Raw genomic sequence first — 23,899 nt, 5'->3', positions numbered from 1 at the left:
CCGCTCAGGTGGTCGGCGCCTGCTCGCTGATCTCGCTGAGTGCCGACTGAGGGTCGAGCTGCATGGCGAGGTCACCCAGGGAGACGATGCCGACCAGCTTGCGCTCGCTGTCGCAGACCAGCACCCGCCGGATGCCCCGCTCACGCATCAGCGCCGCCGCCTCGCCGGCGGTGGAGTTCTGCTCGATCATCACCACCTCACGGGTGATGATCGAGCCGATGGTGGTGGCGGCCGGGTCGCTGCGCTCGGCCACCGCCCGGACCACGATGTCCCGGTCGGTGAGCATGCCGGCGAGGGTGGCGCCGTCGGTCACCACCACGTCGCCGATGTCCGCCTCCTTCATCACCTTGGCGGCCTCGTCCAGGGTGGTCTCCGCCGGCAGGTACACGACCTGCTTGGTCATCACATCCGCGACCTTGTAACCGGTCATGAGAGCCCCTCCGAAACACACGTCAGCCGATCCAGTGGCGGTACCCGGTGGTGCGATGGCTACACCCGGCCGGCGCGCTGCCGGCCCACCTCGTCACACAGCCGCTCCACCAGCTCGTCGACCGGCAGTTCGGTGCGCTCGCCGGTGGCCCGGTCGCGCAGCTCGACGTACCCCTCGGCGAGGCGGCGGCCGACCACGACGGCGCGCGGGATGCCGACCAGCTCGGCGTCGGTGAACTTCACCCCGGCCGAGACGTGCGTGCGGTCGTCGACCAGCACCCGCAGGCCCGCCGCGGCGAGCCGCCCGCCGAGCTCCAGCGCCGCCGCCAGCTGCGGCCCCTTCCCGGCCGCCACCAGGTGCACGTCGCACGGCGCGATCGCCGCCGGCCAGACGAGTCCCCGCTCGTCGTGGTGCTGTTCGGCGACCGCCGCCACCGCCCGGGACACCCCGATGCCGTAGCAGCCCATGGTGGGCCGGACCGGCTTGCCCTCCGGCCCGAGCACGTCGACCGAGAACGCGTCGGTGTAGCGGCGGCCGAGCTGGAAGATGTGTCCGATCTCGATGCCGCGGCGGATGGTCAGCTCGCCGGTGCCGCAGGCCGGGCAGGGATCGCCGGCGCGCACCTCGGCGGCCTCGATGGTGCCGTCCGGCACGAAGTCGCGGCCGCAGACCACGTGCACCGCGTGCCGGCCCGGCTCGTTCGCGCCGGTCAGCCAGGCCGAGCCGGGCACGACGCGCGGGTCGACCAGGTAGCGGACGCCGAGCTTCGCCATGATCTGCGGGCCGATGTAGCCGCGGATCAGCTCGGGGTGGGCGTCCCAGCCGTCGAAGACGTCCACAGTGGCCGGGGCCACCGCCGCGCCGAGCCGCTTCAGGTCCACCTCACGGTCGCCGGGCAGCCCGACCACCAGCAGTTCGGCCTCTTCCGCACCGGGCCGGCGGACGGTCAGCACCACGTTCTTCAGCGTGTCGGCGGCGGTCCAGTCCGCCCGGCCGCCGAGCCGGCGGGCGTTGGCCAGCTCGACCAGGGTGGCGATGGTGGGGGTCTCCGGGGTGTCGTGCACCTCGGCGGGCGGGTGCGCGTCCGGGTCGCCGGCCGGCGGGGCGGGGGTGGTCACCGCCTCGGTGTTCGCGGCGTAGTCGCAGGCGGTGCAGCCGACGAAGGTGTCCTCGCCGACCGGCGTCGCGGCCAGGAACTCCTCCGAGGCGGAACCACCCATCGCCCCGGACATGGCGTGCACGATGGCGTGCTCCAGCCCCAGCCGGTCGAAGATCCGCCGGTACGCGCCCCGGTGCCGGTCGTACGCGGCCTGCAGGCCCGCCTCGTCGAGGTCGAAGGAGTACGCGTCCTTCATCAGGAACTCGCGGCCCCGTAGCAGGCCGGCGCGCGGCCGGGCCTCGTCCCGGAACTTGGTCTGGATCTGGAAGATCGTCACCGGGAAGTCCCGGTAGGAGGAGAAGAGATCCTGCACCAGCAGCGCGGCCAGCTCCTCGTGGGTGGGCGCGAGCAGGTGCTCGGCGCCCTTGCGGTCGGCGAGGGTGAAGATGTCGTCGCCGTACTCCGTCCACCGCCCGCTGGTCCGGTACGGCTCCGCCGGCAGCAGCGCCGGGAAGTGCACCTCCTGGTCGCCGATCGCGGTCATCTCCTGTCGGACGATCTCGGTGACCCGGTCCAGCACCAGCTTGCCCAGCGGCAGCCAGGTGTAGCCACCCGGCGCGGCCCGGCGGATGTAGCCGGCGCGCAGCAGCAGCCGATGGCTCGGCACCTCCGCGTCCGCCGGGTCCTCACGCAGGGTCCGCAGCAGCAGGGTCGACATACGTAGCAGCATTGGCGCAGCGTACGACCGGTGCGGTGGGTCCGGCGAACGGATTGCGCCGGCCCGTGCCAGGGTGGGCGCCGCCACACCGAGCCGGTGGGCGCGCCGCGGCCACCGGTCGTCGGTGCGAGACTGACCGGTCGACGCGGATCGAACCCGGAGGCCGGAGTGGCAGACGTGCGCTGGCGCAGCTTCGTGGCGGTGGGGGACAGTTTCACCGAGGGCATGGACGACCCGTACCCGGACGGGACCTACCGGGGCTGGGCCGATCTGGTCGCCACCCGGCTCGCCGCCGAGGCCGGCCCCGACTTCCGGTACGCGAACCTGGCCATCCGGGGCCGACTCTTCCCGAACGTGGTGGCCACCCAGGTGCCCGAGGCGGTCGCGATGAAGCCGGACCTGATCAGCTTCGCGGCCGGCGGCAACGACGTGCTCCGCCGTACCTTCGACCCGGACGCCCTGGTCGCCCGCTTCGACGACGTGGTGCGGGAGCTGCGCTCCGGCGGTGCCGACGTGATCCTCTTCCGGTTCGCCGACGTGATGGCCCGGCTGCCCGGGCAGCGGCTCGTCGCGCCCCGGGTGGAACTGCTCAACAGGGCGGTCGGGGAAACCGCCGAACGGCACGGCGCGATCCTGGTCGACCTGTACGCCGACTCCACCTACCTCAACCCGATGCTGTGGAGCACCGACCGGCTGCACCTCTCCCCGGCCGGGCACCGGCGGGTGGCCGCGCAGGTGCTCGGCGCGCTCGGCGTCGGCTGCGACGACGACTGGCTGATGGTGCCGGAGCGCCCGCTGCCCAAGCCGTGGCTGGCCGCCCGCGCGGACGACCTGCGCTGGGTCGGCCAGCACCTGGCGCCCTGGCTCAAGCGCCGCCTCACCGGCCGCTCCTCCGGCGACACGGTGACGGCCAAGCGCCCCTCGCTCGCCCCGTTCACCGACTGACCGGTACGACCCGCCACATCAGCCGGCCCCGATCGCCGATGCGGGGTCGACCCCGCCCGATCCGGCGTACCTTGGGGATCATGTCTGTGCCGAGCGATCCTGATCCCCGACTCCAGTCCTACGCGGACCCGCAGCGGCTGGTCACCACCGGCTGGCTGGCCGATCACCTGGGCGACGAGGGCCTCGTCGTGGTCGAGTGCGACGAGGACGTGCTGCTCTACGACACCGGCCACATCCCCGGGGCCCTGAAGGTCGACTGGCACCTGGAGCTGAACGACCAGGTGACCCGCGACTACCTCGACGCGAAGAGTTTCGCCGAACTCTGCGCCGCCAAGGGCATCGGCCGCGACGACACCGTCGTCTTCTACGGCGACAACTTCAACTGGTGGGCCGCGTACGCCCTCTGGGTGTTCACCCTCTTCGGCCACCCGGACGTGCGGCTGCTCGACGGCGGCCGGCAGAAGTGGATCGCCGAGGGGCGGGAGCTGACCCGTGACAAGGTGACCCGGCCGCGCGCCGAGTACCCGGTGCCGCAACGCGACGACGCGCCGATCCGGGCCTACCGCGAGCAGGTGATGGCGCACGTCGCGGCCGGGCGCCCGCTGGTCGACGTCCGCTCGCCCGGCGAGTACACCGGCGAGATGCTGCACATGCCGGACTACCCGCAGGAGGGCGCGCTGCGCGGCGGGCACATCCCGGGCGCGGTGAACAAGCCGTGGAAGTCGGCGGCCAACGACGACGGCACCTTCAAGTCGCCCGACGAGCTGAAGGCCATCTACGCCGACCAGCTCGGGCTGAGCCCGGACGACGACATCGTGGCGTACTGCCGGATCGGTGAGCGGTCCAGCCACACCTGGTTCGTGCTGCGCCACCTGCTCGGCTACCCGCAGGTGCGCAACTACGACGGCTCGTGGACCGAGTGGGGCAACCTGGTCCGCGCCCCCGTCGTCAAGGGCGACCAGCCCGGCGGCCTGAACGCCTGACCTTGCGGGAAGGGCCCCTTCATATCGAATGAGGTAGGAGGGGCCCCTCTTCGGCATCCCTCTCGCTAGTTGGACCTGCCCGCCCGTAGGCGCTCGATCAGCCGCGCAGTGAACTCCTCGATGGCGGGCGCGTCTACGCCCAGGCTCACCCTTGGCCGGGTGCCGCCGTCGTACGACGAAACCTGGACCTCGACAAAGAGGTTGCCGTCCACGACATAGATGGTGCCTGCGGTGTCGTCGTGGGCGTGGGACATCAGGTCGACGCCGGGCAGCGATCCCTTGGTGGTGTGTTTGACCAACCTCGCTTCGTGGGCGAGGAGCGCACCCTTCGGCGACTGATAGGTCGCCATGCCGACGCTGACCAGGACGGTTGGCTTCTCCTTCGGGCCATACAAACGGAGGCATTGGATGCCACCGGTGTAGAGGAAGTTCGCTGGGACCTCCCATTTCTGCGCCACCGGCTCCTCCACCAAGGGCTTTGCGATCACCCGATCGAGGCGTCCAAACTCAAGCACGGCACAGGATTGCGCGTTGAGGACGTACCGGGGGCCGGCGGACTCGGCCAGTGGCGATGGCGATGGTGTCGCCTCCGGCTGCTCCGGTGACGTGCAACCGGCTAGGGCGAGGACGGCGGCGAGCAGTCCGGGGAGGACAGGGTTACGCATTCGGGCTCCAAGCTCGGGGTGCGCCATCGTACGGAGCAAATCTCCGTGGGCGTCGACATCGACCGGCTTTGGCAGACGTTCCTACGCCGAACCGATATTGAACACACCATCCGCCCGTTCAGACGGACCATCGGCTGGACCTGCCCGAAAGATCCGCATCCGCACGCTGCCGACTTCTGGACCGGGAGGAGCCGGGTATCAGTTGGCGAGCGAGACCTCGCCGTACAGGTCGCGCACCACGCCGGTGATCTCGCCGGTCTCCGGTCGCCAGCGCAGCAGACCGCCCGGGTCGTGGCGGAGCAGCACCGTCCCGTCCCGATCCCAGCCGAGCACCTCGCAGCAGCCCTTCCAGCGGTCCCGGCCCAGGTCGAGCAGGCGGGTCACCACGCCGGTCTCGGCGTTCAGCACGGTGATCCCCTCCAGGCCGCTCATGGTGCCGGTGGTGATCCAGCCGGCCCGGGCCACCTGGTCGCCGCGTTGCCAACCGCGTCCGTAGAACTCGTCGACCCGGTTGTCGCGGGGCAGCGCGCGGAAGTCGAGCGGTTGGGTGGCCAGCTCCGTGCCGCCGGCGCCCGACGTCCACCGCTTCACCGTCAGGCTTCCGTCGGCGCCGCCCAGCGCCAGCAGGGCGGCCGTCCGGGTGGTCGGGTCGGGCGTGACCAGGTCCCAGGGCGACAGCGGCACCGCCCGGGCGGCGCCGGTGCCCCGGTCCAGCTCGTACGCGGTGTCGTTGTCACCGACGAACAGCCGGTCGCCGGACCAGAGGACGTGCTCGAGGTAGCCCTCGAGCGGGTAGTGACTGACCGTCGCGGTGGTCAGGTCGACCACGATCACCACGTCGGTCTGGGCGAAGGCGGCCAGCCGCCCGTCCGGGGAGAGGCTCCCGGTCTTGAGCGGCACCGCCTCGTTGCCCTCGGCGTCCCGGGTCCGGGACGGGGTGACCACGTCGAGGTCCCGGACGACGCCGTCGTCGCCGAGCACCCGGATCCGCCCTTCCGCGCCACTCTCCGGGTCGACCGGCTGGTACAGCGCCAACGCCCGGCGGACCGGACGGGCGGAGAGCGACGTGCTGACCGGGTCGCCCAGGCGGCCGAGTGGGCCGCCGGGGTAGGTCAGCCGGTCCGGCGGTCGCTGCACCGGCGGCGCGCTCGGCACCGGGCGTACGGTCGGTGTGGCGGGTGTGATCGGCGCCGGCCCCTCGGCGGGGCGCAGGGCCAGCGTCGTGCCGCCGGTGAGCAGGACGACCGCCACCGCGGCGGCCCCGGCGGCCCGCCGGTTGCGGCGCACGCGACGAGCCCGGTCCCAGCTCGCCGCCGCCGGCTGCGACGGCCGGACCTCCTCGGCGGCAAGGGTCAGCAGCTGGTGCAGTTCCTTGTCGTTCACGGCTTCACCTCCAGCCCGCTACGGCCGTCGTCGCGGCCCAGGTCGGGCGCCACCTCGCGGAGCCGGCGCAGTGCCGCGTGGCACTGGCTCTTCACGGTGCCGACGGTGACGCCGAGCGCCTCCGCGGTGGCCGTCTCGGTCAGGTCCTCGAAGTAGCGCAGCACCAGCACCGCGCGCTGACGCGGCGGGAGCTGCCCGAGGGCGTCGTGCAGGGCGAGCCGCAGCGCACCGTCCGCGTCCCGGCTCTCCCGGTCCGGCGGGTACGCGGCGAGCCACTCCCGCCGGCGCCGCCGCCACCAGGAGACCGCGTCCCGGTAGAGGATGGCCCGCACGTACGCGGCCGGGTCGCCCTCGCGCACCGACGCCCAGCGCAGCGCCAGCTTGAGCAGCGCGTCCTGGAGCAGGTCCTCGGCCTGGTGCCGGTTGCCGCAGATCAGGTACGCGGCGCGCAGCAGCCGGTGCTGGTGGGCCTCGACGAAGCTGACGTAGCCGTCCCGGCCGTCGTCGGTCGCCCGTCCCATCCGCCCCCCTCCCCGGCCGGTCGCTGTCCCGTTCACCATTCAGACGCGCGGGGCCGGAGAAAGGTTGGGTCAGTTTCCGGGCCGGCCGGTCAGGTAGCGCTGGATGGTGGGGGCGACCCAGGCGACGAGTTCCTCCGGGCTCATGTCCACCATCGGCGGCAGCCGGACGAGGTAGCGGGTGAAGGCGAGGCCGAGGATCTGACTGGCCACCAGGGCGGCCCGCTTGGCGGTGGTCGCCGGGTCGGTGCCGAACCGGCCCACCGCCGCGCCGAGCTGGTCGGCGAAGATGCCGCGGACCCGTTCGGCCGCGCCCGGATTGGTGCTGGCGGTCCGGAGCAGGGCGGCGAGTGTCTCGTCCCCCTCCCACCGCCGCAGGAAGTGCCGGACCAGCGTCTCGCCGAGCTGTCCGGGCGGCACCTCGGCCAGGTCTGGCAGCCGCAGGTCGAACTCGGCGGCCGCGGCGAAGAGCGCCTCCTTGCTGCCGTAGTAGCGCATCACCATCGACGGGTCGATCCGGGCGTCGGCCGCGATGGCCCGGATCGTCGCCCGGTCGTAGCCCTCGGCGGCGAACCGCTCCCGGGCGGCACGCAGGATCGCCGCCCGGGTGGTGTCGGAGCGACGGGGTCGGCTGGGCGGGGCTTCGGTCATGCCCACCACCGTATGCCAACGGTTGTTGACACTCCATCAACGGCGGGCCTATCGTTGCCAACATACGTTGGCCAACACGTGTTGGCATAGTTGGTGACGGAGGTGTGGCCATGCTGCCCACGAGCACGGACGTCCTGGTGGTGGGGGCCGGCCCGACCGGGCTGACCGCCGCGCTCACGCTGGCCCGGCGCGGGGTTGAGGTGACCGTCGTGGACCGGCTGGACCGGCCCCCGGTCACCTCCCGGGCGGCGGTCGTGCACGCGTACACCCTGGAAGAGCTGGAGAAGGTCGGCGCGGCCGGCCCGCTGATCGAGCGCGGGCTGCGGTCGCCGGGGTTCACCGTGCGCGACCGCGACCGGGTGCTGCTCACCGTGCCGTTCCACACCCTGCCGTCGCGGCACGCCTACGCGCTGATGGTCTCCCAGGCGGTCACCGAGGAGGTGCTCACCGGGCAGCTCGCCGCGCTCGGGGTGCCGGTGCTGCGGCCGTATCAGGTGACCGGGTCGGCGGTCGACGCGGACGGCGCGACCGTCGCCTTCGACGGCGGGGCGAGCGTGCGGGCCCGTTACCTGGTCGGCGCGGACGGCATGCGCAGCATCGTGCGGGAACAGGCGGGCATCGGGTTCTCCGGGCCGGACGGCGGCGCGGAGTCGTACACCCTCGCCGACGTCCGGGTGAGCAGTGCGCTGCCCCGCGACCAGGTGGCCCTCTTCCTCGCCCGCTCCGGCCCGCTGGTCTGGGCGCCGTTGCCCGACGGGGTGGTCCGGCTGGTCGCCGGGGTGGACGAGGCACCCGCCGACCCGGACGCGGCGTACCTCCAGGCGCTGCTCGACGAGCGCGGGCCGGCCCGGCGCCCCGACCGGGTGGTCGAGGTGCTCTGGAGCTCCCGCTTCCGGCTGCACCACCGGATCGCCGACACCTTCCGCGCCGGGCCGGTGCTGCTCGCCGGCGACGCCGGGCACGTGCACAGCCCGGCCGGCGGGCAGGGGATGAACCTCGGCATCGTGGACGCCGTCGACCTCGGCACCACTCTCGCCGACGTGCTCGGCGGCGGCCCCGAGACACTGCTCGACGGGTACGCGGCCCGGCGCCGCCCGATGGCCGAGGCCGTGGTCGGCTTCGCCGATCGGCTCACCCGGCTGGCCACCCTGCCGCCGTACCGTCGGCCGGCCCGGAACCTGCTGTTCCGGCTGCTCTCCGCCGTGCCGCCGGCCCGGCACCGGGTCGCGATGCGCCTCTCCGGCCTCGACCAGCGCGAGCGGGTGGCCGGCTAGGCTGCGCCGGCGGGCAGGTGTGGCCCGACCGGGTCGGCGTCGTGCTCGCCGGGCTGCCGCTGCTGGCCCTGGTCACCGCCTCTCCTCCATCGACGACGTGCTGCTCAACGCGACGGGTGCGGCGCTTGCCGGGCTGGCGTCCCGGCGGTGGCGGGCGGGGCGGCGGGCGGCGGCGGGGCGGCCGGTCGCAGCGCCCGCCACGCCGCGAGGGTGACCAGCGCGAAGGTGACCGCCGCCGCCACCGCCACCGGCACGGTGCCGTACGCCGCCCCGACCAGCCCGGCCAGCGCCGCGCCGATCGGCGCGGTGAGCAGGCCGACCACCCGCTGCGCCGCACCCACCCGGCCGAGCAGGTCGGCCGGCACGCGGCGCTGCCCGTACGACGCCCAGAGGCTGTTCCACACCGCGGTGCCGGCGGCGAAGACGGCCAGCGCGATCCCGCCCGGTACCGGGTGGCGGGCCAGCGCGAACCCGGCCAGCGCGAGGGTCTGCGCGGCGAGCACCACCCGCAGGGCGGGCGCCGTGCCGAGCCGGTCGGCCAGCCGCCCCGCCCCCAGGGCACCCGCGACACCGCCGAGCACCGCCGCCGCGGCGAACACGCCGTACCCGGCCGGCGGCACCCGCAGCACGTCGAGCGCGTAGAGCACCAGCACCGCCAGCAGCCCACTGATCGCCAGGTTGCCCGCCGCGGTCAGCACCGTGATCCGCCACATCGTCCCGTCCGCCCGCAACCACCGCACCCCCACCAGAACCTCCCCCCAAACCGACCCCCTCCCCGCGCCCGGCACGCTCCCCGTTCGCCCCGCGATCTTGCGGTTGTGGCCCGTGCCGGGGCGGGAAGTGCCAGATCGCGGGGAGGGGACGGGGGAGAGGGCGAGGATCAGCACGGCGGCGACGGCGAAGGTGAGGGCGTCGACCGTGAAGGGGAGGGCGGGGGTGGCGGTGAAGAGGACGCCGGCGGCGGGCGCGCCGAGGAAGCCGCCGGCCACCGCCGTACCGGCCTGCAACCGGCCGTTCGCCCGGGGCAGGGCGGCCGGCGGCACCACCGCCGGGAGCAGCGCGAAAGCGGCGGCGTCGAAGAGCGTGCCGAGCGTGGCGAGCAGGAACGCGACCACCAGCAACGCGGCCATCCCCGCCCGGTCGACGGCGACCGCGACGGCGAGCGCGCCCACCACGGCGGCCCGCAGGGCGTCCACCACCGCCATCGTCCGCCGCCGGTCCCAGCGGTCCGCGTACACACCGCCGAGCAGGCCGAAGAGCAGCGGGGGCAGTTGGGCGGCGACGGTCACCGCGGCGATCACCCGCGGGTCGCGGGTCAGCGTGGCGGCCAGCAGGGCCAGCGCCGGCGTACGCAGGGCGTCGCCGAACCGGGACGAGACGGCGGCGGACCAGAGCAGGTGGTAGTCGCGGCCGAGCCGGGGTGCGGTCATGCCGGGGACCCTGTGGGCTCGACCGGGTCGAGGGTCAATCCGGGTGAGGCAACCGGCCGGTAACCGAGCCTCCACGTGGTGCGGCGCGCGGTCTACGCTTGCCCCGTGACGGTGGAGCAGCAGGCACGGGGCACGAACGGAGCCGCGGGGTCGGGTCGGCGCCGGTCCCGCAAGGACGAGATCCTGGAGATCGCGGTCGGCCTCTTCGCCGCGCGCGGCTACCACGGCGTCTCGATGGACGACATCGGCGCGGCCGCCGGGGTCACCGGCCCGGCGCTCTACCACCACTTCGCCGGCAAGGAGGCGATGCTGGCCGCCGCGCTGATCCCGGTCAGCGAGGGGCTGCTCGCCGGCGGTCGGGAGCGCTCCGCCGGTCACCCCGACGACCCGCGCGCCGCGCTGGAGTCGCTGATCGACTTCCACGTCGACTTCGCCCTGGCGAATCCGGCGGTGATCGCGCTGCACCTGCACGAGTTGGACCGCCTCCCGGACGAGCCGCGCCGCCGGATCCGCCGGCTCCAGCGGCTCTACGTCGAGGAGTGGGTGACCGTGCTGACCGCGCTGCACCCGGGCATGCCCGACGGCGAGGCGCGGGTGCTGGCGCACGCCGCGTTCGGCCTGATGAACTCCACCCCGTTCCTCGGCGGCGAGGTGGACCGCCGCCGCCGCGCCGAGCTCCTCCGCGGCGCCACCCTCGCCGCCCTCCTCGCCCCCACCCCCCAGACCTAACCCCCCTCCCCCTCCCCGCACCCCCGCACGTTGATCACTTCATGATCAACGGTCGGGGTGGGGCCGGGAGTGGGGTGGGCGACTCGTGAGTAGGTGGAGTGGCGTGGTTCCCTGTGATTCGTCCTGACCCCCGGACGCTGGGAGGAAACATGATCGAGTCGCTGCTGGTCGCCAACCGGGGCGAGATCGCCCGCCGGATCATCCGTACCGCCCGGCGGCTCGGCATCCGCGCGATCGCGGTGCACTCGGAGGCCGACGCCGGCCTGCCGTTCGTGACCGAGGCCGACGAGGCGGTCTGCGTGGGCCCGGCCAACCCGGCCCAGAGCTACCGCAACGTCGAGGCGATCCTCGCCGCCGCCAAGTCGACCGGTGCGCAGGCCATCCACCCCGGCTACGGCTTCCTGTCCGAGAACGCCGACTTCGCCCGTACCGTCGAGGCGAGCGGGCTGATCTGGGTCGGGCCCGGCGCGGACGCGATCACCGCGATGGGCGACAAGATCAACGCCCGGAACCTGATGGCGGCGGCCGGCGTGCCGGTGGCGCCCGGCACCACCGAGCCGGCGGCCGACCTGGCCGCGGCGGTCGCCGCCGCCGGGGAGATCGGCTACCCGGTGATGGTCAAGGCGGCGGCCGGTGGCGGCGGCATGGGCATGGGCGTGGCCGCCGACGAGGCGGCGCTGCGCACCGAGTACGACAAGGTGCGCTCCTTCGCCGAGCGGATGTTCGGCGACGGCTCGGTGCTGATCGAGCGGTACTTCCCCCGGGTGCGCCACGTCGAGGTGCAGATCCTCGGCCTGGCCGACGGCCGGGTGGTGGCCCTCGGCGAGCGGGAGTGCTCGGTGCAGCGGCGCAACCAGAAGCTGGTCGAGGAGTCGCCGTCCCCGGCGGTCTCCCCGGAGCTGCGCGAGCGCTTCCTGGCCGCGGCGGTCCGCGCCGGCGAGGCGGTCAACTACCGCAACGCGGGCACGGTGGAGTGCCTGTTGGTCCCGCGTCAGCGGGACTTCGAGGACGCCGTCCCCGGCTCCGAAGAATTCTTCTTCCTGGAGATGAACACCCGGCTCCAGGTCGAGCACCCGGTCACCGAGCTGGTCTACGGGGTCGACCTGGTCGAGGAGCAGCTGCGGGTCGCCGCCGGGCTGGCCCCGACCTTCGACCCGGACGCGCTCGCCCCGCGCGGGCACGCCATCGAGCTGCGGATCAACGCGGAGGACCCGAAGCGGTTCCTGCCCGGGCCGGGCGCGATCACCGCGTGGACCGAGCCGACCGGCGAGGGCGTCCGCGTCGACTCGGGCTACGTCGCCGGCAACACGGTGACCCCGTTCTACGACAGCCTGATGGCCAAGCTGATCGTCAGCGGCGCCACCCGCGCCGAGGCGATCGAGCGGGCGCGGGCGGCGGTCGCGTCCTTCGAGCTGACCGGCCCGAAGTGCAACCTCCCCTTCTTCGCCGAGCTGCTGGAGAACGAGGAGTTCCGCTCCGGCGACTACGACACCGCCATCGTCTCCCGGATGCGCTGACCCCGCCTCGCCCCCGCCGCGGTTGATCATGAAGATGTCGCCCGCCGCACCGACGGGTCGCAACACGACTTCATGATCGGCCCGGCTGGGGCGGGTGGGTGCGGGTTGGGTCGTGGGGGTGGGAGGCTGGGGGTACCAAGCACCCAGCACCGCGTCACAGTGAGGTGACCCCTTATGACGAGCCTGCCGAACTCCGTGTCGATCCGGGAGGTCGGGCCCCGCGACGGGCTGCAGAACGAGGACCCGATCCCGACGGACGCCAAGGTGCGCCTGCTCGACGCCCTCTCCGGCACCGGTGTCCGGCGGATCGAGGCGGTGTCGTTCGTGCACCCGAAGGCGATCCCGCAGATGGCCGACGCCGACGAGGTGTGGCAGCGGGCGGCGAAGGCGGACGGGGTGCGCTACTCGGCGCTGGTGCCGAACACCCGGGGCGCACAGCGGGCGCTCGCGGCCGGGTTCACCGAGATCGAGGTGGTCGTCTCGGCCAGCGACACGCACAACCGACGCAACGTGAACCGGTCCACCGAGGAGTCGCTGGACGACATCGCCGAGCTGATCGACCTGCTGCACGGTGCCGGCGCGCAGGCCGAGGTGATCATCGCGACCAGCTTCGGCTGCCCGTACGAGGGGGACACCGACCCGGCCCGGGTGGCCGCCATCGTGGACCGGGTGGTCCGCGACGGCGCTGACCGGGTGGCCTTCGGCGACACCACCGGCATGGGTACGCCCCGCCGGGTCCGCGACCTGCTGACCGCGGTACGCGACCGCAACGCGCACATCCCCGTGCTGCTGCACTTCCACAACACCCGGGGCACCGCGCTGGCCAACATGCTCACCGCGCTGGAGCTGGGGGTGACCGAGTTCGACGCCAGCGTCGGCGGCCTCGGCGGCTGCCCGTACGCGCCGGGGGCGAGCGGCAACCTGGCCACCGAGGAGGCGGTGCACATGCTGCACGACATGGGCATCGACACCGGCATCGACCTGGAGGCCCTGGTCGGGGTGGCCGAGCTGGCCGAGCGCCTGGTCGGCCGCCAACTCCCCTCCGGCGTCCTCCGCGCCGGCCCCCGCACCCGCCTGACCCCCCTCCCCACCTGACAACCACCACCCCACCCCCGCGCGATCCTGCGGTTTGTGCCCGGATATAAGCCGCATATGCCGCGAACAAGGGGCCGAAAGTGCAAGATCGCGGCGGGAGCGGGCGGGGAGGGGGTTGAGGGTCGTCGGGGGGTGGGCGGATGCGCTAGCCTAACGATCGTTCAGGTCGGTACGGCGAGGGAGTCGGCGTGACGCTCGACGGTGAGGCACTGGAGCAGCTGCGCAAGCGGGCCCGGGCCGGCGGTGCGGACAAGTACCACGCGGCGAACGCCGCCAAGGGCAAGCTCTTCGCCCGCGAGCGGGTGGCGCTCCTGGTCGACGAGGGCAGCTTCGTCGAGGACGGCCTCTACGCCAACGCGATGGCCGAGGGCCTGCCCGCCGACGGCGTGGTCACCGGCACCGCCACCATCGACGGCCGGCCGGTCTGCCTGATGGCCAACGACTCCACGGTCAAGGCCGGCAGCTGGGGCGCGCGGACCGTCGAAAAGATCATCCGGATCATCGAGCGGGCCTACTCGACCGGCGTGCCGATGGTCTACCTGGTCGACTCGGCCGGCGCCCGGATCACCGACCAGGTCGAGCTCTTCCCCGGCCGGCGGGGCGCCGGCAAGATCTTCTGGAACCAGGTCCGCGCCTCCGGGTCGATCCCGCAGGTCTGCGCGCTGTTCGGGCCGAGCGCGGCCGGCGGGGCGTACATCCCGGCGTTCTGCGACGTGGTGGCCATGGTGGACGGCAACGCCAGCATGTACCTCGGCTCCGACCGGATGGTCGAGATGGTCACCGGCGAGAAGACCACGCTGGAGGCGATGGGCGGGGCCAAGGTGCACTGCGCCGAGTCGGGCGTCGGGCACTTCCTCTGCAAGACCGAGGCCGACGCGCTCGACGTGGTGCGGCGCTACCTGACGTACCTGCCGGCGAACTGGACGCAGGCGCCGCCGGCCGTCGAGGCCGTGCCCGCGCCGGAGAAGGCCGACCTGGCCGCGCTGGTGCCGGCCAGCGAGCGGCAGGCGTTCGACATGCGGCGGTACGTCAAGGGCCTGCTCGACGAGGGCTCCTTCTTCGAGATCCAGGCGCTCTGGGCCAAGGAGCTGACCATCGGCTTCGGCCGGCTGAACGGCGAGGTCGTCGGCGTGGTCGGCAACAACTCGATGTTCAAGGGCGGCGTGCTCTTCGTCGACTCGGCCGACAAGGCGACCCGGTTCGTGCAGCTCTGCGACGCGTTCAACGTGCCGCTGCTCTTCCTCTCCGACGTGCCCGGCTTCATGGTCGGCAGCGCGGTCGAGAAGCAGGGCATCATCCGGCACGGCGCCAAGATGATCACCGCGATCTCCGAGGCCACCGTGCCGAAGATCTGCGTGGTGGTCCGCAAGGCGTACGGCGCCGGCCTCTACGCGATGGCCGGCCCGGGCTTCGAGCCGGACGCCACCATCGCGCTGCCCACCGCCAAGATCGCGGTGATGGGCGCCGAGGCGGCGGTCAACGCGGTCTACGCCAACAAGATCGCGGCGATCGAGGACGAGGCCGAGCGGGCCGCCTTCGTCACCGCGAAGCGCGAGGAGTACGAGCGGGACATCGACATCGTCCGGCTCGCCAGCGAGCTGGTGGTCGACGCGATCGTCGAGCCGCACGAGCTGCGCACGGAGCTGGTCCGCCGGTTCGCCGCCGCGCGGCACAAGGAACGGCACTTCTCCCGGCGCCGGCACGGCGTCACCCCGGTCTGACCACAGCCGCGTCCGGCGTCACGAGCGCCCGGCGGCCCTTCCGCCAACAGGAGGAACCATGGACTTCCGGCTCAGCTCGGAACAAGAGGCGCTGCGGGAAAGCGTGCGGGACTTCGCCCGCGAGGTGGTCGCCCCGGTCATCGCCGAGCACTACGAGAAGCACACCTTTCCGTACGAGGTGATCCGGCAGATGGGCAAGATGGGGCTCTTCGGGCTCCCCTTCCCCGAGGAGCACGGCGGCATGGGCGGCGACTACTTCGCCCTCTGCCTGGCCCTGGAGGAGCTGGCCCGGGTGGACTCCAGCGTGGCCATCACGCTGGAGGCGGCGGTCTCGCTCGGCGCCATGCCGATCTACCGGTTCGGCACCGACGAGCAGAAGGCGCAGTGGCTGCCGAAGCTGCTCAGCGGCGAGGCCCTCGCGGGCTTCGGGCTGACCGAGCCGGGCTTCGGCTCGGACGCGGGCGGCACCCAGACCCGGGCCGTGCTCGACGGCGACGAGTGGGTGATCAACGGGGCCAAGGCGTTCATCACCAACTCGGGCACCGACATCACCGCCCTGGTCACGGTCACCGCGGTCACCGGCACCCGGCCGGACGGCAGCAAGGAGCTCTCCACCATCATCGTCCCCACCGGGACGCCGGGCTTCACCGTCGCGCCGGGCTACTCCAAGGTCGGCTGGACCGCCTCGGACACCCACGAGCTGACCTTCGACGACTGCCGGGTGCCGGCCGCCAACCTGCTCGGCGAGCGCGGTCGGGGCTTCGCCCAGTTCCTGCGCATCCTCGACGAGGGCCGGATCGCCATCGCCGCGCTCGCCGTCGGGCTCGCCCAGGGCTGCGTCGACGAGTCGATCAAGTACGCGAAGGAGCGGCACGCCTTCGGCCAGCCGATCGGCAACTACCAGGCGATCCAGTTCAAGATCGCCGACATGGAGATGAAGGCGCACACCGCCCGGCTGGCGTACTACGACGCCGCCGCCCGGATGCTCGCCGGGGAGCCGTTCAAGCGGCAGGCGGCCATCGCCAAGCTGCACGCCAGCACGGTCGCCGTCGACAACGCGCGGGAGGCCACCCAGATCCACGGCGGCTACGGCTTCATGAACGAGTACCCGGTGGCCCGGTTCTGGCGGGACTCCAAGATCCTGGAAATCGGCGAGGGCACCTCCGAGGTGCAGCGCATGGTCATCTCCCGCGACCTCGGTCTCTGACGCACGTTTGTCGGATATTCCGCGCGGCGGCGTCGGCAGGCCGACGCTCCGCTGCCGGAGGTCGCACCCGGTCCGTACGCTTCCAGCCGATGACAGCGGACCATGATCGTTCGCGGAGCTCCGGCCGGACGGCACTGGCGGAGCTGCTGCGCGGGCACCGGCTCGCCGCCGGCCTCACCCAGGCCGAGCTGGCGGCCCGGGCCGGTGTCGGCGTACGCACGGTCCGGGACCTGGAGCGGGGCCGTTCGGCGCGCCCGCAGCGCACCACCGTCGAACTGCTCGCCGGCGCGCTGGCGCTGGCCGGGCCGGCCCGCTCGGCGTTCCTCGCCGCCGCCCGGGGAGCGGTGCCACCCGGCCCGGCCGGGGCCATCGCCGGCGCCGAGCCCGGTGACACCGACGCCGGCAGCAACGCCCTCCCGCCACCGGCCGAGCTGATCGGACGCGACCGCGACCTGGCCGAGCTGGTCGACCTGCTCACCGACGAGCGCGGCCCCCGGCTGGTCAGCCTGGTCGGGCTGGCCGGCGTCGGCAAGACCGCGCTGGCCCTGGCGGCCGCCCACGGGGCCGCCGGCAGCCACCCCGGTGGCGTCGCCGGGGTGCTGATCGGCGAGGGCTCCGACGCCGCCGACGTGCTCGCCGCCTCGGTGGCGGTCTTCGGCGTCGCCCGGGTGCCGGAACTCGCCGCCCAGCTCGACGGCCGGCCGGCGCTGCTGCTCATGGACGCGGTGGAGCGCGCCCCGGACTCGGTGGCCGAGACGCTGCACCGGCTGGCCGCCGCGGTGCCGTCGTTGCGGGTGCTGGTCACCGGCCGGCACCCGGTGGGGGTCGCGGGCGAGCGGGTGCGGCCGGTGGCGCCGCTCGACGTACCGCCGCCGGGGAGTGAGCGGGCCGGGCCGGAGGCGCTCGCCGCCTACCCGGCGGTGGCGCTCTTCACCGCCCGGCTCGCCCAGGTGCGCCGGGAGCCGCCCGGCCCGATCGAGCTGCCGGCGCTGGCCGTGCTGGTGCGGCGGTTGGGCGGGCTCCCGCTGGCCATCGAGCTGATGGCGGCCCGCGGCCGGATCCTCGACCTCAACGAGCTGCTCGACCGCTACGGCGACCGGGTCCTCGACCTGGCCACCGTGCCGGGGCGGCCGGGTTGGGAGGCGGAACCGGGCTGGCCGGAGGGCACCCGGGCGGCGGTGGCGGAGACCCTGCGGGACGCGGTGGCGACCAGCTACCGGCTGCTCGCGGCCGACGAGCGGGCGGCGCTGCGCCGGCTCGCGGTGTTCGGCAACCGGTGGTCGGTCGAGCTGGCGGAGGAGCTGCTCGCCGATGACGCCGACCGGGACGGCGTGGTCACCGTCGACCCGGTGCCGCTGCTGGACCGCCTGGTCGAGATCGGGCTGCTGAGCGTACGCGGCACCGGCCCGTTCCGGTTCCGGCTGCTCGACGCGGTCCGTGACTTCGCCGTCGAGCAGGCCGCCGGCGCCGGTGAACTGACCGCGATCCGGCGCCGGCACGCCCAGGTGGTCGCCCGGTTGGTGACCCGGACCGCCCCCGACCTGGTCGGGGCGAACCTGCCCGCCGCCGCGCACCGGCTGGACGAGGTGAGTGGCGACATCAGCTCGGCGCTGGCGCACGCCGCCGTCGACGACCCGATGACCGCGCTGCGCCTGGCCGCCGGACTGACCCGCTGGTGGCGGTTCCGGGGACGGGACGTCGCCGGCCGGCAGTGGCTGTGCCGGCTGCTCGCCGATCCGCGTACCGCCGACGCCGACCCGGTGCTGCGGGCGTGGGGACTGCTCGGCGTGGCCCGGCTCGCCGCCGAGCACGGCGGGGGCGCCGACGAGCTGCCGGCGGCCCGGGCCGCGCTGGCCGCGTTCCGCGAGGCCGGCGACGTGACCGGCGAGCTGGAGGCGCGGACCGTGCTCTGCGCGCTGCTGATCGCCACCGGCGGGCACGACGAGGGCCGCGAGCAGACCGAGGCGGTGCTGGAGTTGGCCGCCCGGAACGGGCGGACCCGGGACATGGCGGTGGCCCAGAACAACCTCGCCTGGCACGAGATCCGGGTGGGCGACCTGCCCGCGGCCCGGCGTCGGCTGGCCGCCGTCGACCGGCTCGCCGCCCAGGCCGGGGAGCGGCGGCTGCGCGTGCTCGCGCGGGCCAACCTGGCCGAGGTGGCCCGCCTCGCCGGCCGGTACGCGGACGCGGTGGACCAGGGCCGCCGGGTCGTGACGGCGCTGACCGACGTGGGTGACCCGGGACACCGGCGCCGGGTGCTCGGCACGGTGGGCCTGGCGCTCGCCCAGGACGGCCGGTCGGCGGAGGCGGCGGAGGTGCTCGCCGAGCTGCGTGCCGCCCCGGCGGCCGGCGGCGGGTCGGGTCCACGGCCGGAGGACGGCATCTGCGCGTTGATCGAGGGCAATCTGGCCCTGCACCGGGGCGACCGGGAGTTGGCCGCGGAGTGGTTCGCCGCCGCGGCGGAGGCCGGCGTGGACGGCCAGGACCGGCGTGACGTGGTGGAGGCGCTGGTCGGGCTGGCCGCCAGCACGGCCGACCACACCGTGCTCGACCGGCTCGACCGGGTCTGCCGGGAGAGCGGCATCCGGCTGCTGCCGCAGGAGGAGGGACTGCTCTACGCGCTGGCCGAGTCGCGCAGCGGGGCTACCGGGCCGGGCCTCGGGGACGACGCCGTCGCTCGGCTACCGCGGCAACGTGGGCCCGGGGTGGCGCGGGCGAGGAAGCCCCCTGTTGCTACCCCTCGCTCTTCGCCCGCGCCGTCACCCCCCGGTGGGTCCCCGTGCGAGGAAGACTAGCCACGGGGCGGACGGGCGTTCGTCCGGTTTGATCGACTATCGACCGCTGCCGTCGGCAGTTCTGCCGGTCTTTCTGCCGGTGGAGATCGGATCGGGTGTGGCGCGTGGGCGCGCCGGGACCGGTGGTGCCGGCGAGGCGCCCCGATCACCGAGCCGGAGGCATGCCGGCCGCGCGGGGGCGACCGCCGTCGCGCCCGGCCTGCGGCTCAGCAGCCCGTCCCGGCCGCCGCAGAGCCGGCGGGAACCTCGTTGCTGCCCGCGGTGGCGCCGGGGTGGACGGCGTCCCGCACCCGGCGCAGGCCGTCGAGCAGGGCGTGCAGCGCCTCCGGTTCGAGCTGGCCGGTGAACCACTGCTCGATGATGCGCAGGTGACCGGGGAGCGTCTCGTCGAGTCGTTGCAGGCCGGCGGCCGTGACGACGGCGTACGAACTGCGCCGGTCGGAGGGGCAGGCGCGACGGGTCAGCAGGCCGTCGCGCTCCATCCGGTCCACCACCCGGGTCACCCCGCTGGTGGAGAGGGAGGTCTGCGCGGCCAGATCGGTCATCCGCAACTGATTGCCGGGTGAGCGGGCGAGCCGGGTCAGCACCTCGAACTCGACCGACGACAGGCCGTGCTCCTCGAACTGGGCGGCGAACCGGGCCGACAGCCCGGCGTGCGCCTCGAAGAGCAGGCCGATGGCGGTGATCCGGGGGTCGTCCAACACGTTCTGGTTCACCCGTACATCCTAACAGTCCTTGACACAGGGAATATTGTTACCGCTATAGTTGCTCAGACAGCCGTTGGGCTACTAAACGATTTCTCTCGGAGGGCAGTTCTCATGACCAGCAGCGTCGAAGCGGTTACCCGCGACTGGGAGGGTCTCACCATCCCGACCGCCGGCACCTACGTGCTGGACGTGGCACACAAGCGCGTCGGGTTCGTCGCCCGGCACATGATGGTGAGCAAGGTACGCGGTGAGTTCGCCGACGCCGCCGCCACCATCACCGTCGCCGAGGACCCGATGCGGTCCTCGGTCACCGCCACCATCCAGGCGGCCAGCATCGACACCAAGCAGGCCGACCGGGACGCCCACCTGCGCAGCGCGGAGTTCCTCGAGGTGGAGAAGTACCCCACCCTCGAGTTCCGGAGCACGGGCGTGAAGTCCCGCGACGGCAACGAGTTCGTCCTCCTCGGCGAGCTCACCATCAAGGACGTCACCCGGCCGGTCGAGCTGGACGTCGAGTTCGAGGGCGTCGGGCGCAGCCCGTTCGGCCAGGACATCTTCGGCTTCTCGGCGAGCACCGAGATCGACCGTGAGGAGTTCGGCCTGACCTGGAACGTCGCCCTGGAGACCGGCGGCGTGCTGGTCGGCAAGAAGATCAAGATCGAGATCGAGGGCGAGGCCGTCCGCCAGGCCTGATCCGAGGATCTGACGTACGTCGGGCCCGTGCCGCACCGCCGGCACGGGCCCGACGCCGTTCCCGCCCGGCCGCCGAGCCCGCGCGGCAGGGCCTGCCGGCCGCGCGGGGCGACCGCCGGGGGTGCGATTTGTCACGGCTCGTTCCTCCCTCGATACGGTGGCCGGCCCCACCAACTGGGTAGAGATGCCGCCGGGAGCGCGTGCGGACCGGTCGCGGTCGTCCCGGCCAGCGGGCCGTGGGTCCGGCCTCTGGCCCGCTGCGATCAACGCTCTTAACGTGGATGGTTCACAATGCGTTTCCGGGACAGTACGGTCCCGAGTGCGCCTCGCGCCGGGAGGACGACATGGGCAGGGACGTCGCGCAGGGCGCCTTCTCCCGGGAGGACCGGGTCCGCTACCGGCAGAAGGTCCGCCGCTGCCTGGACGTGTTCGCGCTGATGCTCGACGACTTCGGGTTCGACGCCGACCGCCCGATGACCGGGCTGGAGATCGAGCTCAACCTGGTCGACTCGGCGGCCGAGCCGGCGATGCGCAACGAGGAGATCCTCGCCCACATCGCCGACCCGCTCTTCCAGACCGAGCTGGGGCAGTTCAACCTGGAACTCAACGCGCTGCCCCGGCTCATCGAGGGCGCCGGGTTCGCCGACTACGAGCAAGAGTTGCGCGGCAGCCTGTCCCGCGCCGACGAGCGGGCGGCCAAGTCGGACGCCAAGATCGTCCTGGTCGGTATTCTGCCCACCCTCACCGAGCGGCACCTGGTCGCGGACAACCTCTCCACGAACGAGCGCTACCGGGTGCTCAACGACCAGATCGTCGGCGCGCGCGGGGAGGACATTGAACTCGACATCCGGGGCGTCGAGCGGCTGCAGACGCACACCGACTCGATCGCCCCCGAGGCCGCCTGCACCAGCCTCCAGTTCCACCTCCAGGTCGCGCCGGACAGCTTCGCCGACTACTGGAACGCGTCGCAGGCGATCGCCGCCGCGCAGGTCGCCGTCGGCGCCAACTCGCCCTACCTCTACGGCCGGCAACTCTGGGCGGAGACCCGGATCGCCCTGTTCCAGCAGGCCACCGACACCCGCCCGGACGAGCTGAAGGCGCAGGGCGTACGCCCGCGGGTCTGGTTCGGCGAACGGTGGATCACCTCGATCTTCGACCTCTTCGAGGAGAACGTCCGCTACTTCCCGCCGCTGCTGCCCATCTGCGAGGACGAGGACCCGGTGGAGGTGCTGCACGCCGGCGGCGTGCCGGAGCTGGGTGAGCTGCGGCTGCACAACGGCACCGTCTACCGCTGGAACCGGCCGGTCTACGACATCATGGACGGCCGCCCGCACCTGCGGGTGGAGAACCGGGTGCTGCCGGCCGGACCGACCGTGGTGGACATGCTGGCCAACGCGGCCTTCTACTTCGGGCTGGCCCGCGGGCTGGCCGAGGCCGACCGGCCGATCTGGAGCCAGCTCACCTTCAGCTCGGCGGAGGAGAACTTCCACGCCGCCGCCCGGCGCGGGATGGACGCCGTGCTGCACTGGCCGCGCCTGGGCGAGGTGCCGGTGACCAAGCTGGTCCTCGACGTGCTGCTGCCCCGGGCCGAGGCGGGGCTGGACCGGTTCGGGGTGGCCCCGGCGGAACGGGACCGGCTGCTCGGCATCATCGAGCAGCGCTGCCGTGCCGGCCGCAACGGCGCGGTCTGGCAGACCGAGGCGGTCTGGGCGGCCGAGCGGCACCGGGGGATGGACCGGAGCGCCGCGCTGCACCACATGGTGCAGCGCTACGCCGAACTGCAACGCAGCAACGAGCCGGTGCACACCTGGCCGGTGGACTGACGGACGTGGTCAGCGGGCGCGCCGGGTCGACCGGGCGCGCCGCCCGGCCGGCGTGTCGCTCTCCGTCGGATCGGCGGCACCGGAGCCCTCTCCGGGCTCACGTCCCGCCGTCGCCGGGGCCGGCGCGTCGTCTCCCGGACCCGCGCCCACCTCCCGGTCGCCGGCCGTACCGCCGGTGGCGACCGGGACGCTCGCCGGGGCGGGGGTCGACGGGCGGGCCGCCTTGCCGGTGCGCTGCCGCGGCACCCGCGTCGTGCCGGGCCCGGCCGGCGCGGCCGGGACAGACTCGACCGGCGCGGCCGGTTCGACCGCACCGGAGACGGTGGGACCGGTCGCCGCCGGTGGGCGGGCGGCCGAGCGGCGCGCGGCGCGCTGGGCGAGCGTGGCCACCAGGGCCGAGCCGCCGACGCCGACGATCACCGCGTACGGGGCGATCAGGTGCGCCGACACCTGCTCCGGGCTGATCGCGGTCACCCGCGGCACCGCCAGGAAGTACGCGACCGCGACCAGCAGCGGTCCGGCCGCGCCGGAGGCCACCGCCCCGACCCGGTGGTCGGGATGGCGGGCGGCGCCCCGGGCCGCCAGCGCGCCGATCACCAGCGCGGAGCCCAGCGAGAGCACCGCCCCGGGCCAGTAGAAGTAGTCCCGGATCCAGTACCGGCCGTCGTCGGCGCTGAGCTGCCAGATGCCGAGTTGCGCGCTGGTCAGGCCACGGCCGGCGAGCACACCGTCGACCACGGCGACCACCGCGAGCAGCCAGAGCCAGGCGACGGTGGCGATGACGTTCCTGGCGGCGGCCCGGGAGTGCAGTGCCCAGCCGGCGGTGAGTACGCCGACCAGCACCCCGACCGCCGCGTAACCGGCGGCGACCTCCCGGGGCGCCGGGGTGTCCGCCACCACCGCCACCCGGGCCGGTACGGCGACCAGCAGCACGGTGATCAGGGCGCCCACTCCGGCGGCGACGGCCAGGGCGAGCTGCCGGAGCGTGCCGGCCTGCTCCGCTCCGCCGTCCGCGCCGGGGACGTCGGCCATCCCGTCCACAGTGGTCGACGGGGCCTCGGTGTGGGTGGCCGTGCCGTCGGGGGGCGGATCACCGGCCGGGCGGCCCGGCGTGCCCCGGTCCCGTAGTCGCTGGGCGCAGACCGCGCCGAAGACGGTCGAGGTGGCGGCGATCCAGGTGGCCCAGACCAGGCTGGCGACCCAGGCCGCCGGCCCGGCGCCGGGGTCGGCCGGTGCCCAGTTGATGATGCCCAGCCCGTAGCCGAAACCCAGTTGGGCGGCACCCGCGCCGGCAGCCACGCCGATCGCGGTGGCGATCGATCCTCCCCAGCCCCGTCTGGCCATGCCGGGCAGCGTAACGTCCCGGGGTCGGCGCGGCGAGTGCTGACGGCGAGCCGGGACCGCCGCCCGCGGAACCGTACCGCCGGGTGGTCGCCCGGTGACCAGCGGCGACCGTGGCCCGGCCCGGCGACCGCGCGGAACGGGTTTGGCGGCGGCGGGTACGGTCGCCCGGGAA

Annotated in this window: 20 protein-coding genes; 11 read left to right on the top strand and 9 right to left on the bottom strand. The window is 73.8% G+C overall.

What is annotated here, in order from left to right:
* Nucleotides 1–4: 4 nt before the first annotated feature.
* Both AC1WTP_RS03980 and AC1WTP_RS03975 read right to left on the bottom strand, forming a co-directional pair.
* Nucleotides 5–430, bottom strand: coding sequence for a CBS domain-containing protein (locus tag AC1WTP_RS03980; RefSeq protein ID WP_481647864.1), 426 nt, complete (start codon nucleotides 428–430; stop codon nucleotides 5–7).
* 59 nt (nucleotides 431–489) lie between these two features.
* A complete protein-coding gene (locus AC1WTP_RS03975; protein WP_481647863.1) occupies nucleotides 490–2,259 on the bottom strand; it encodes a proline--tRNA ligase in 1,770 nt (589 codons plus the stop codon).
* A 165-nt stretch (nucleotides 2,260–2,424) separates the two neighbouring features.
* Between AC1WTP_RS03975 and AC1WTP_RS03970 the strand changes: the two genes are divergently transcribed.
* Nucleotides 2,425–3,192 (top strand): SGNH/GDSL hydrolase family protein, encoded by a 768-nt coding sequence (locus tag AC1WTP_RS03970; protein WP_481647896.1) that lies wholly within the window; start codon nucleotides 2,425–2,427, stop codon nucleotides 3,190–3,192.
* A gap of 80 nt (nucleotides 3,193–3,272) precedes the next feature.
* Entirely contained in the window at nucleotides 3,273–4,175 is a 903-nt protein-coding gene (locus AC1WTP_RS03965) for a sulfurtransferase (protein ID WP_481647862.1), read from the top strand.
* A gap of 65 nt (nucleotides 4,176–4,240) precedes the next feature.
* Here the strand turns inward: AC1WTP_RS03965 and AC1WTP_RS03960 are convergent, their stop codons facing one another.
* From AC1WTP_RS03960 to AC1WTP_RS03945, 4 genes are all read right to left on the bottom strand, one after another.
* Nucleotides 4,241–4,840 (bottom strand): hypothetical protein, encoded by a 600-nt coding sequence (locus AC1WTP_RS03960; protein WP_481647861.1) that lies wholly within the window; start codon nucleotides 4,838–4,840, stop codon nucleotides 4,241–4,243.
* A gap of 198 nt (nucleotides 4,841–5,038) precedes the next feature.
* Nucleotides 5,039–6,223: a hypothetical protein gene (locus AC1WTP_RS03955; protein ID WP_481647860.1), complete on the bottom strand. Its 1,185-nt coding sequence runs from the start codon at nucleotides 6,221–6,223 to the stop codon at nucleotides 5,039–5,041.
* Nucleotides 6,220–6,744 (bottom strand): SigE family RNA polymerase sigma factor, encoded by a 525-nt coding sequence (locus tag AC1WTP_RS03950; RefSeq protein ID WP_481647859.1) that lies wholly within the window; start codon nucleotides 6,742–6,744, stop codon nucleotides 6,220–6,222. Before AC1WTP_RS03950 ends, AC1WTP_RS03955 begins: the two co-directional genes overlap by 4 nt.
* Nucleotides 6,745–6,813: 69 nt before the next feature.
* Nucleotides 6,814–7,392 (bottom strand): TetR/AcrR family transcriptional regulator, encoded by a 579-nt coding sequence (locus AC1WTP_RS03945; protein ID WP_481647858.1) that lies wholly within the window; start codon nucleotides 7,390–7,392, stop codon nucleotides 6,814–6,816.
* Nucleotides 7,393–7,502: 110 nt separating this feature from the next.
* Between AC1WTP_RS03945 and AC1WTP_RS03940 the strand changes: the two genes are divergently transcribed.
* On the top strand, nucleotides 7,503–8,666 hold the full coding sequence (locus AC1WTP_RS03940) for an FAD-dependent oxidoreductase (protein WP_481647857.1): 1,164 nt from the start codon (nucleotides 7,503–7,505) through the stop codon (nucleotides 8,664–8,666).
* Between the two features lie 104 nt (nucleotides 8,667–8,770).
* On the opposite strand, the gene AC1WTP_RS03935 is transcribed toward AC1WTP_RS03940, so the two are convergent.
* Nucleotides 8,771–10,096: an MFS transporter gene (locus tag AC1WTP_RS03935; protein ID WP_481647856.1), complete on the bottom strand. Its 1,326-nt coding sequence runs from the start codon at nucleotides 10,094–10,096 to the stop codon at nucleotides 8,771–8,773.
* 105 nt (nucleotides 10,097–10,201) lie between these two features.
* Between AC1WTP_RS03935 and AC1WTP_RS03930 the strand changes: the two genes are divergently transcribed.
* The 6 genes from AC1WTP_RS03930 to AC1WTP_RS03905 all read left to right on the top strand — a co-directional run bounded on the left by AC1WTP_RS03930 (nucleotide 10,202) and on the right by AC1WTP_RS03905 (nucleotide 19,160).
* Complete coding sequence (locus AC1WTP_RS03930) at nucleotides 10,202–10,825, top strand: TetR/AcrR family transcriptional regulator (protein ID WP_481647855.1); 624 nt, start codon at nucleotides 10,202–10,204, stop codon at nucleotides 10,823–10,825.
* Nucleotides 10,826–10,974: 149 nt separating this feature from the next.
* Nucleotides 10,975–12,342: an acetyl-CoA carboxylase biotin carboxylase subunit gene (locus AC1WTP_RS03925; protein ID WP_481647854.1), complete on the top strand. Its 1,368-nt coding sequence runs from the start codon at nucleotides 10,975–10,977 to the stop codon at nucleotides 12,340–12,342.
* A 174-nt stretch (nucleotides 12,343–12,516) separates the two neighbouring features.
* Nucleotides 12,517–13,437 (top strand): hydroxymethylglutaryl-CoA lyase, encoded by a 921-nt coding sequence (locus tag AC1WTP_RS03920; protein WP_481647853.1) that lies wholly within the window; start codon nucleotides 12,517–12,519, stop codon nucleotides 13,435–13,437.
* A 188-nt stretch (nucleotides 13,438–13,625) separates the two neighbouring features.
* Nucleotides 13,626–15,158, top strand: a complete 1,533-nt coding sequence (locus AC1WTP_RS03915; protein ID WP_481647852.1) for an acyl-CoA carboxylase subunit beta — start codon at nucleotides 13,626–13,628, stop codon at nucleotides 15,156–15,158.
* 58 nt (nucleotides 15,159–15,216) lie between these two features.
* The gene (locus tag AC1WTP_RS03910; protein WP_481647851.1) at nucleotides 15,217–16,365 is read left to right on the top strand and encodes an acyl-CoA dehydrogenase family protein; all 1,149 of its coding nucleotides are present in this window, start codon (nucleotides 15,217–15,219) and stop codon (nucleotides 16,363–16,365) included.
* Between the two features lie 89 nt (nucleotides 16,366–16,454).
* Entirely contained in the window at nucleotides 16,455–19,160 is a 2,706-nt protein-coding gene (locus AC1WTP_RS03905) for an ATP-binding protein (RefSeq protein WP_481647850.1), read from the top strand.
* 206 nt (nucleotides 19,161–19,366) lie between these two features.
* Here AC1WTP_RS03905 and AC1WTP_RS03900 read toward each other — a convergent pair whose 3' ends face one another.
* Nucleotides 19,367–19,876, bottom strand: coding sequence for a MarR family winged helix-turn-helix transcriptional regulator (locus tag AC1WTP_RS03900; RefSeq protein ID WP_481647849.1), 510 nt, complete (start codon nucleotides 19,874–19,876; stop codon nucleotides 19,367–19,369).
* A 102-nt stretch (nucleotides 19,877–19,978) separates the two neighbouring features.
* On the opposite strand from AC1WTP_RS03900, the gene AC1WTP_RS03895 reads away from it, so the two are divergent.
* Both AC1WTP_RS03895 and AC1WTP_RS03890 read left to right on the top strand, forming a co-directional pair.
* The gene (locus tag AC1WTP_RS03895) at nucleotides 19,979–20,560 is read left to right on the top strand and encodes a YceI family protein (RefSeq protein ID WP_481647848.1); all 582 of its coding nucleotides are present in this window, start codon (nucleotides 19,979–19,981) and stop codon (nucleotides 20,558–20,560) included.
* A 344-nt stretch (nucleotides 20,561–20,904) separates the two neighbouring features.
* Nucleotides 20,905–22,383 carry a glutamate-cysteine ligase family protein gene (locus tag AC1WTP_RS03890; RefSeq protein WP_481647847.1) on the top strand — a complete coding sequence of 493 codons (1,479 nt, stop codon included), beginning with the start codon at nucleotides 20,905–20,907 and terminating at the stop codon, nucleotides 22,381–22,383.
* A gap of 9 nt (nucleotides 22,384–22,392) precedes the next feature.
* Here the strand turns inward: AC1WTP_RS03890 and AC1WTP_RS03885 are convergent, their stop codons facing one another.
* Nucleotides 22,393–23,727, bottom strand: coding sequence for a hypothetical protein (locus tag AC1WTP_RS03885; protein ID WP_481647846.1), 1,335 nt, complete (start codon nucleotides 23,725–23,727; stop codon nucleotides 22,393–22,395).
* Between the last annotated feature and the right edge of the window lie 172 nt (nucleotides 23,728–23,899).

It is taken from the genome of Micromonospora sp. R311 (assembly GCF_056780015.1).
The sequence above is the reverse complement of the archived record's forward strand: the minus strand, read 5'-3'. Positions and strand labels throughout refer to the sequence as shown.

Coding starts and splice junctions, on each gene's coding strand:
- AC1WTP_RS03950 (WP_481647859.1), bottom strand. CDS start 6,744: ATGGGACGGGCGACCGACGACGGCCGGGACGGCTACGTCAGCTTCGTC.
- AC1WTP_RS03975 (WP_481647863.1), bottom strand. CDS start 2,259: ATGCTGCTACGTATGTCGACCCTGCTGCTGCGGACCCTGCGTGAGGAC.
- AC1WTP_RS03965 (WP_481647862.1), top strand. CDS start 3,273: ATGTCTGTGCCGAGCGATCCTGATCCCCGACTCCAGTCCTACGCGGAC.
- AC1WTP_RS03960 (WP_481647861.1), bottom strand. CDS start 4,840: ATGCGTAACCCTGTCCTCCCCGGACTGCTCGCCGCCGTCCTCGCCCTA.
- AC1WTP_RS03890 (WP_481647847.1), top strand. CDS start 20,905: ATGGGCAGGGACGTCGCGCAGGGCGCCTTCTCCCGGGAGGACCGGGTC.
- AC1WTP_RS03920 (WP_481647853.1), top strand. CDS start 12,517: ATGACGAGCCTGCCGAACTCCGTGTCGATCCGGGAGGTCGGGCCCCGC.
- AC1WTP_RS03940 (WP_481647857.1), top strand. CDS start 7,503: ATGCTGCCCACGAGCACGGACGTCCTGGTGGTGGGGGCCGGCCCGACC.
- AC1WTP_RS03895 (WP_481647848.1), top strand. CDS start 19,979: ATGACCAGCAGCGTCGAAGCGGTTACCCGCGACTGGGAGGGTCTCACC.
- AC1WTP_RS03910 (WP_481647851.1), top strand. CDS start 15,217: ATGGACTTCCGGCTCAGCTCGGAACAAGAGGCGCTGCGGGAAAGCGTG.
- AC1WTP_RS03905 (WP_481647850.1), top strand. CDS start 16,455: ATGACAGCGGACCATGATCGTTCGCGGAGCTCCGGCCGGACGGCACTG.
- AC1WTP_RS03925 (WP_481647854.1), top strand. CDS start 10,975: ATGATCGAGTCGCTGCTGGTCGCCAACCGGGGCGAGATCGCCCGCCGG.
- AC1WTP_RS03935 (WP_481647856.1), bottom strand. CDS start 10,096: ATGACCGCACCCCGGCTCGGCCGCGACTACCACCTGCTCTGGTCCGCC.
- AC1WTP_RS03885 (WP_481647846.1), bottom strand. CDS start 23,727: ATGGCCAGACGGGGCTGGGGAGGATCGATCGCCACCGCGATCGGCGTG.
- AC1WTP_RS03945 (WP_481647858.1), bottom strand. CDS start 7,392: ATGACCGAAGCCCCGCCCAGCCGACCCCGTCGCTCCGACACCACCCGG.
- AC1WTP_RS03980 (WP_481647864.1), bottom strand. CDS start 430: ATGACCGGTTACAAGGTCGCGGATGTGATGACCAAGCAGGTCGTGTAC.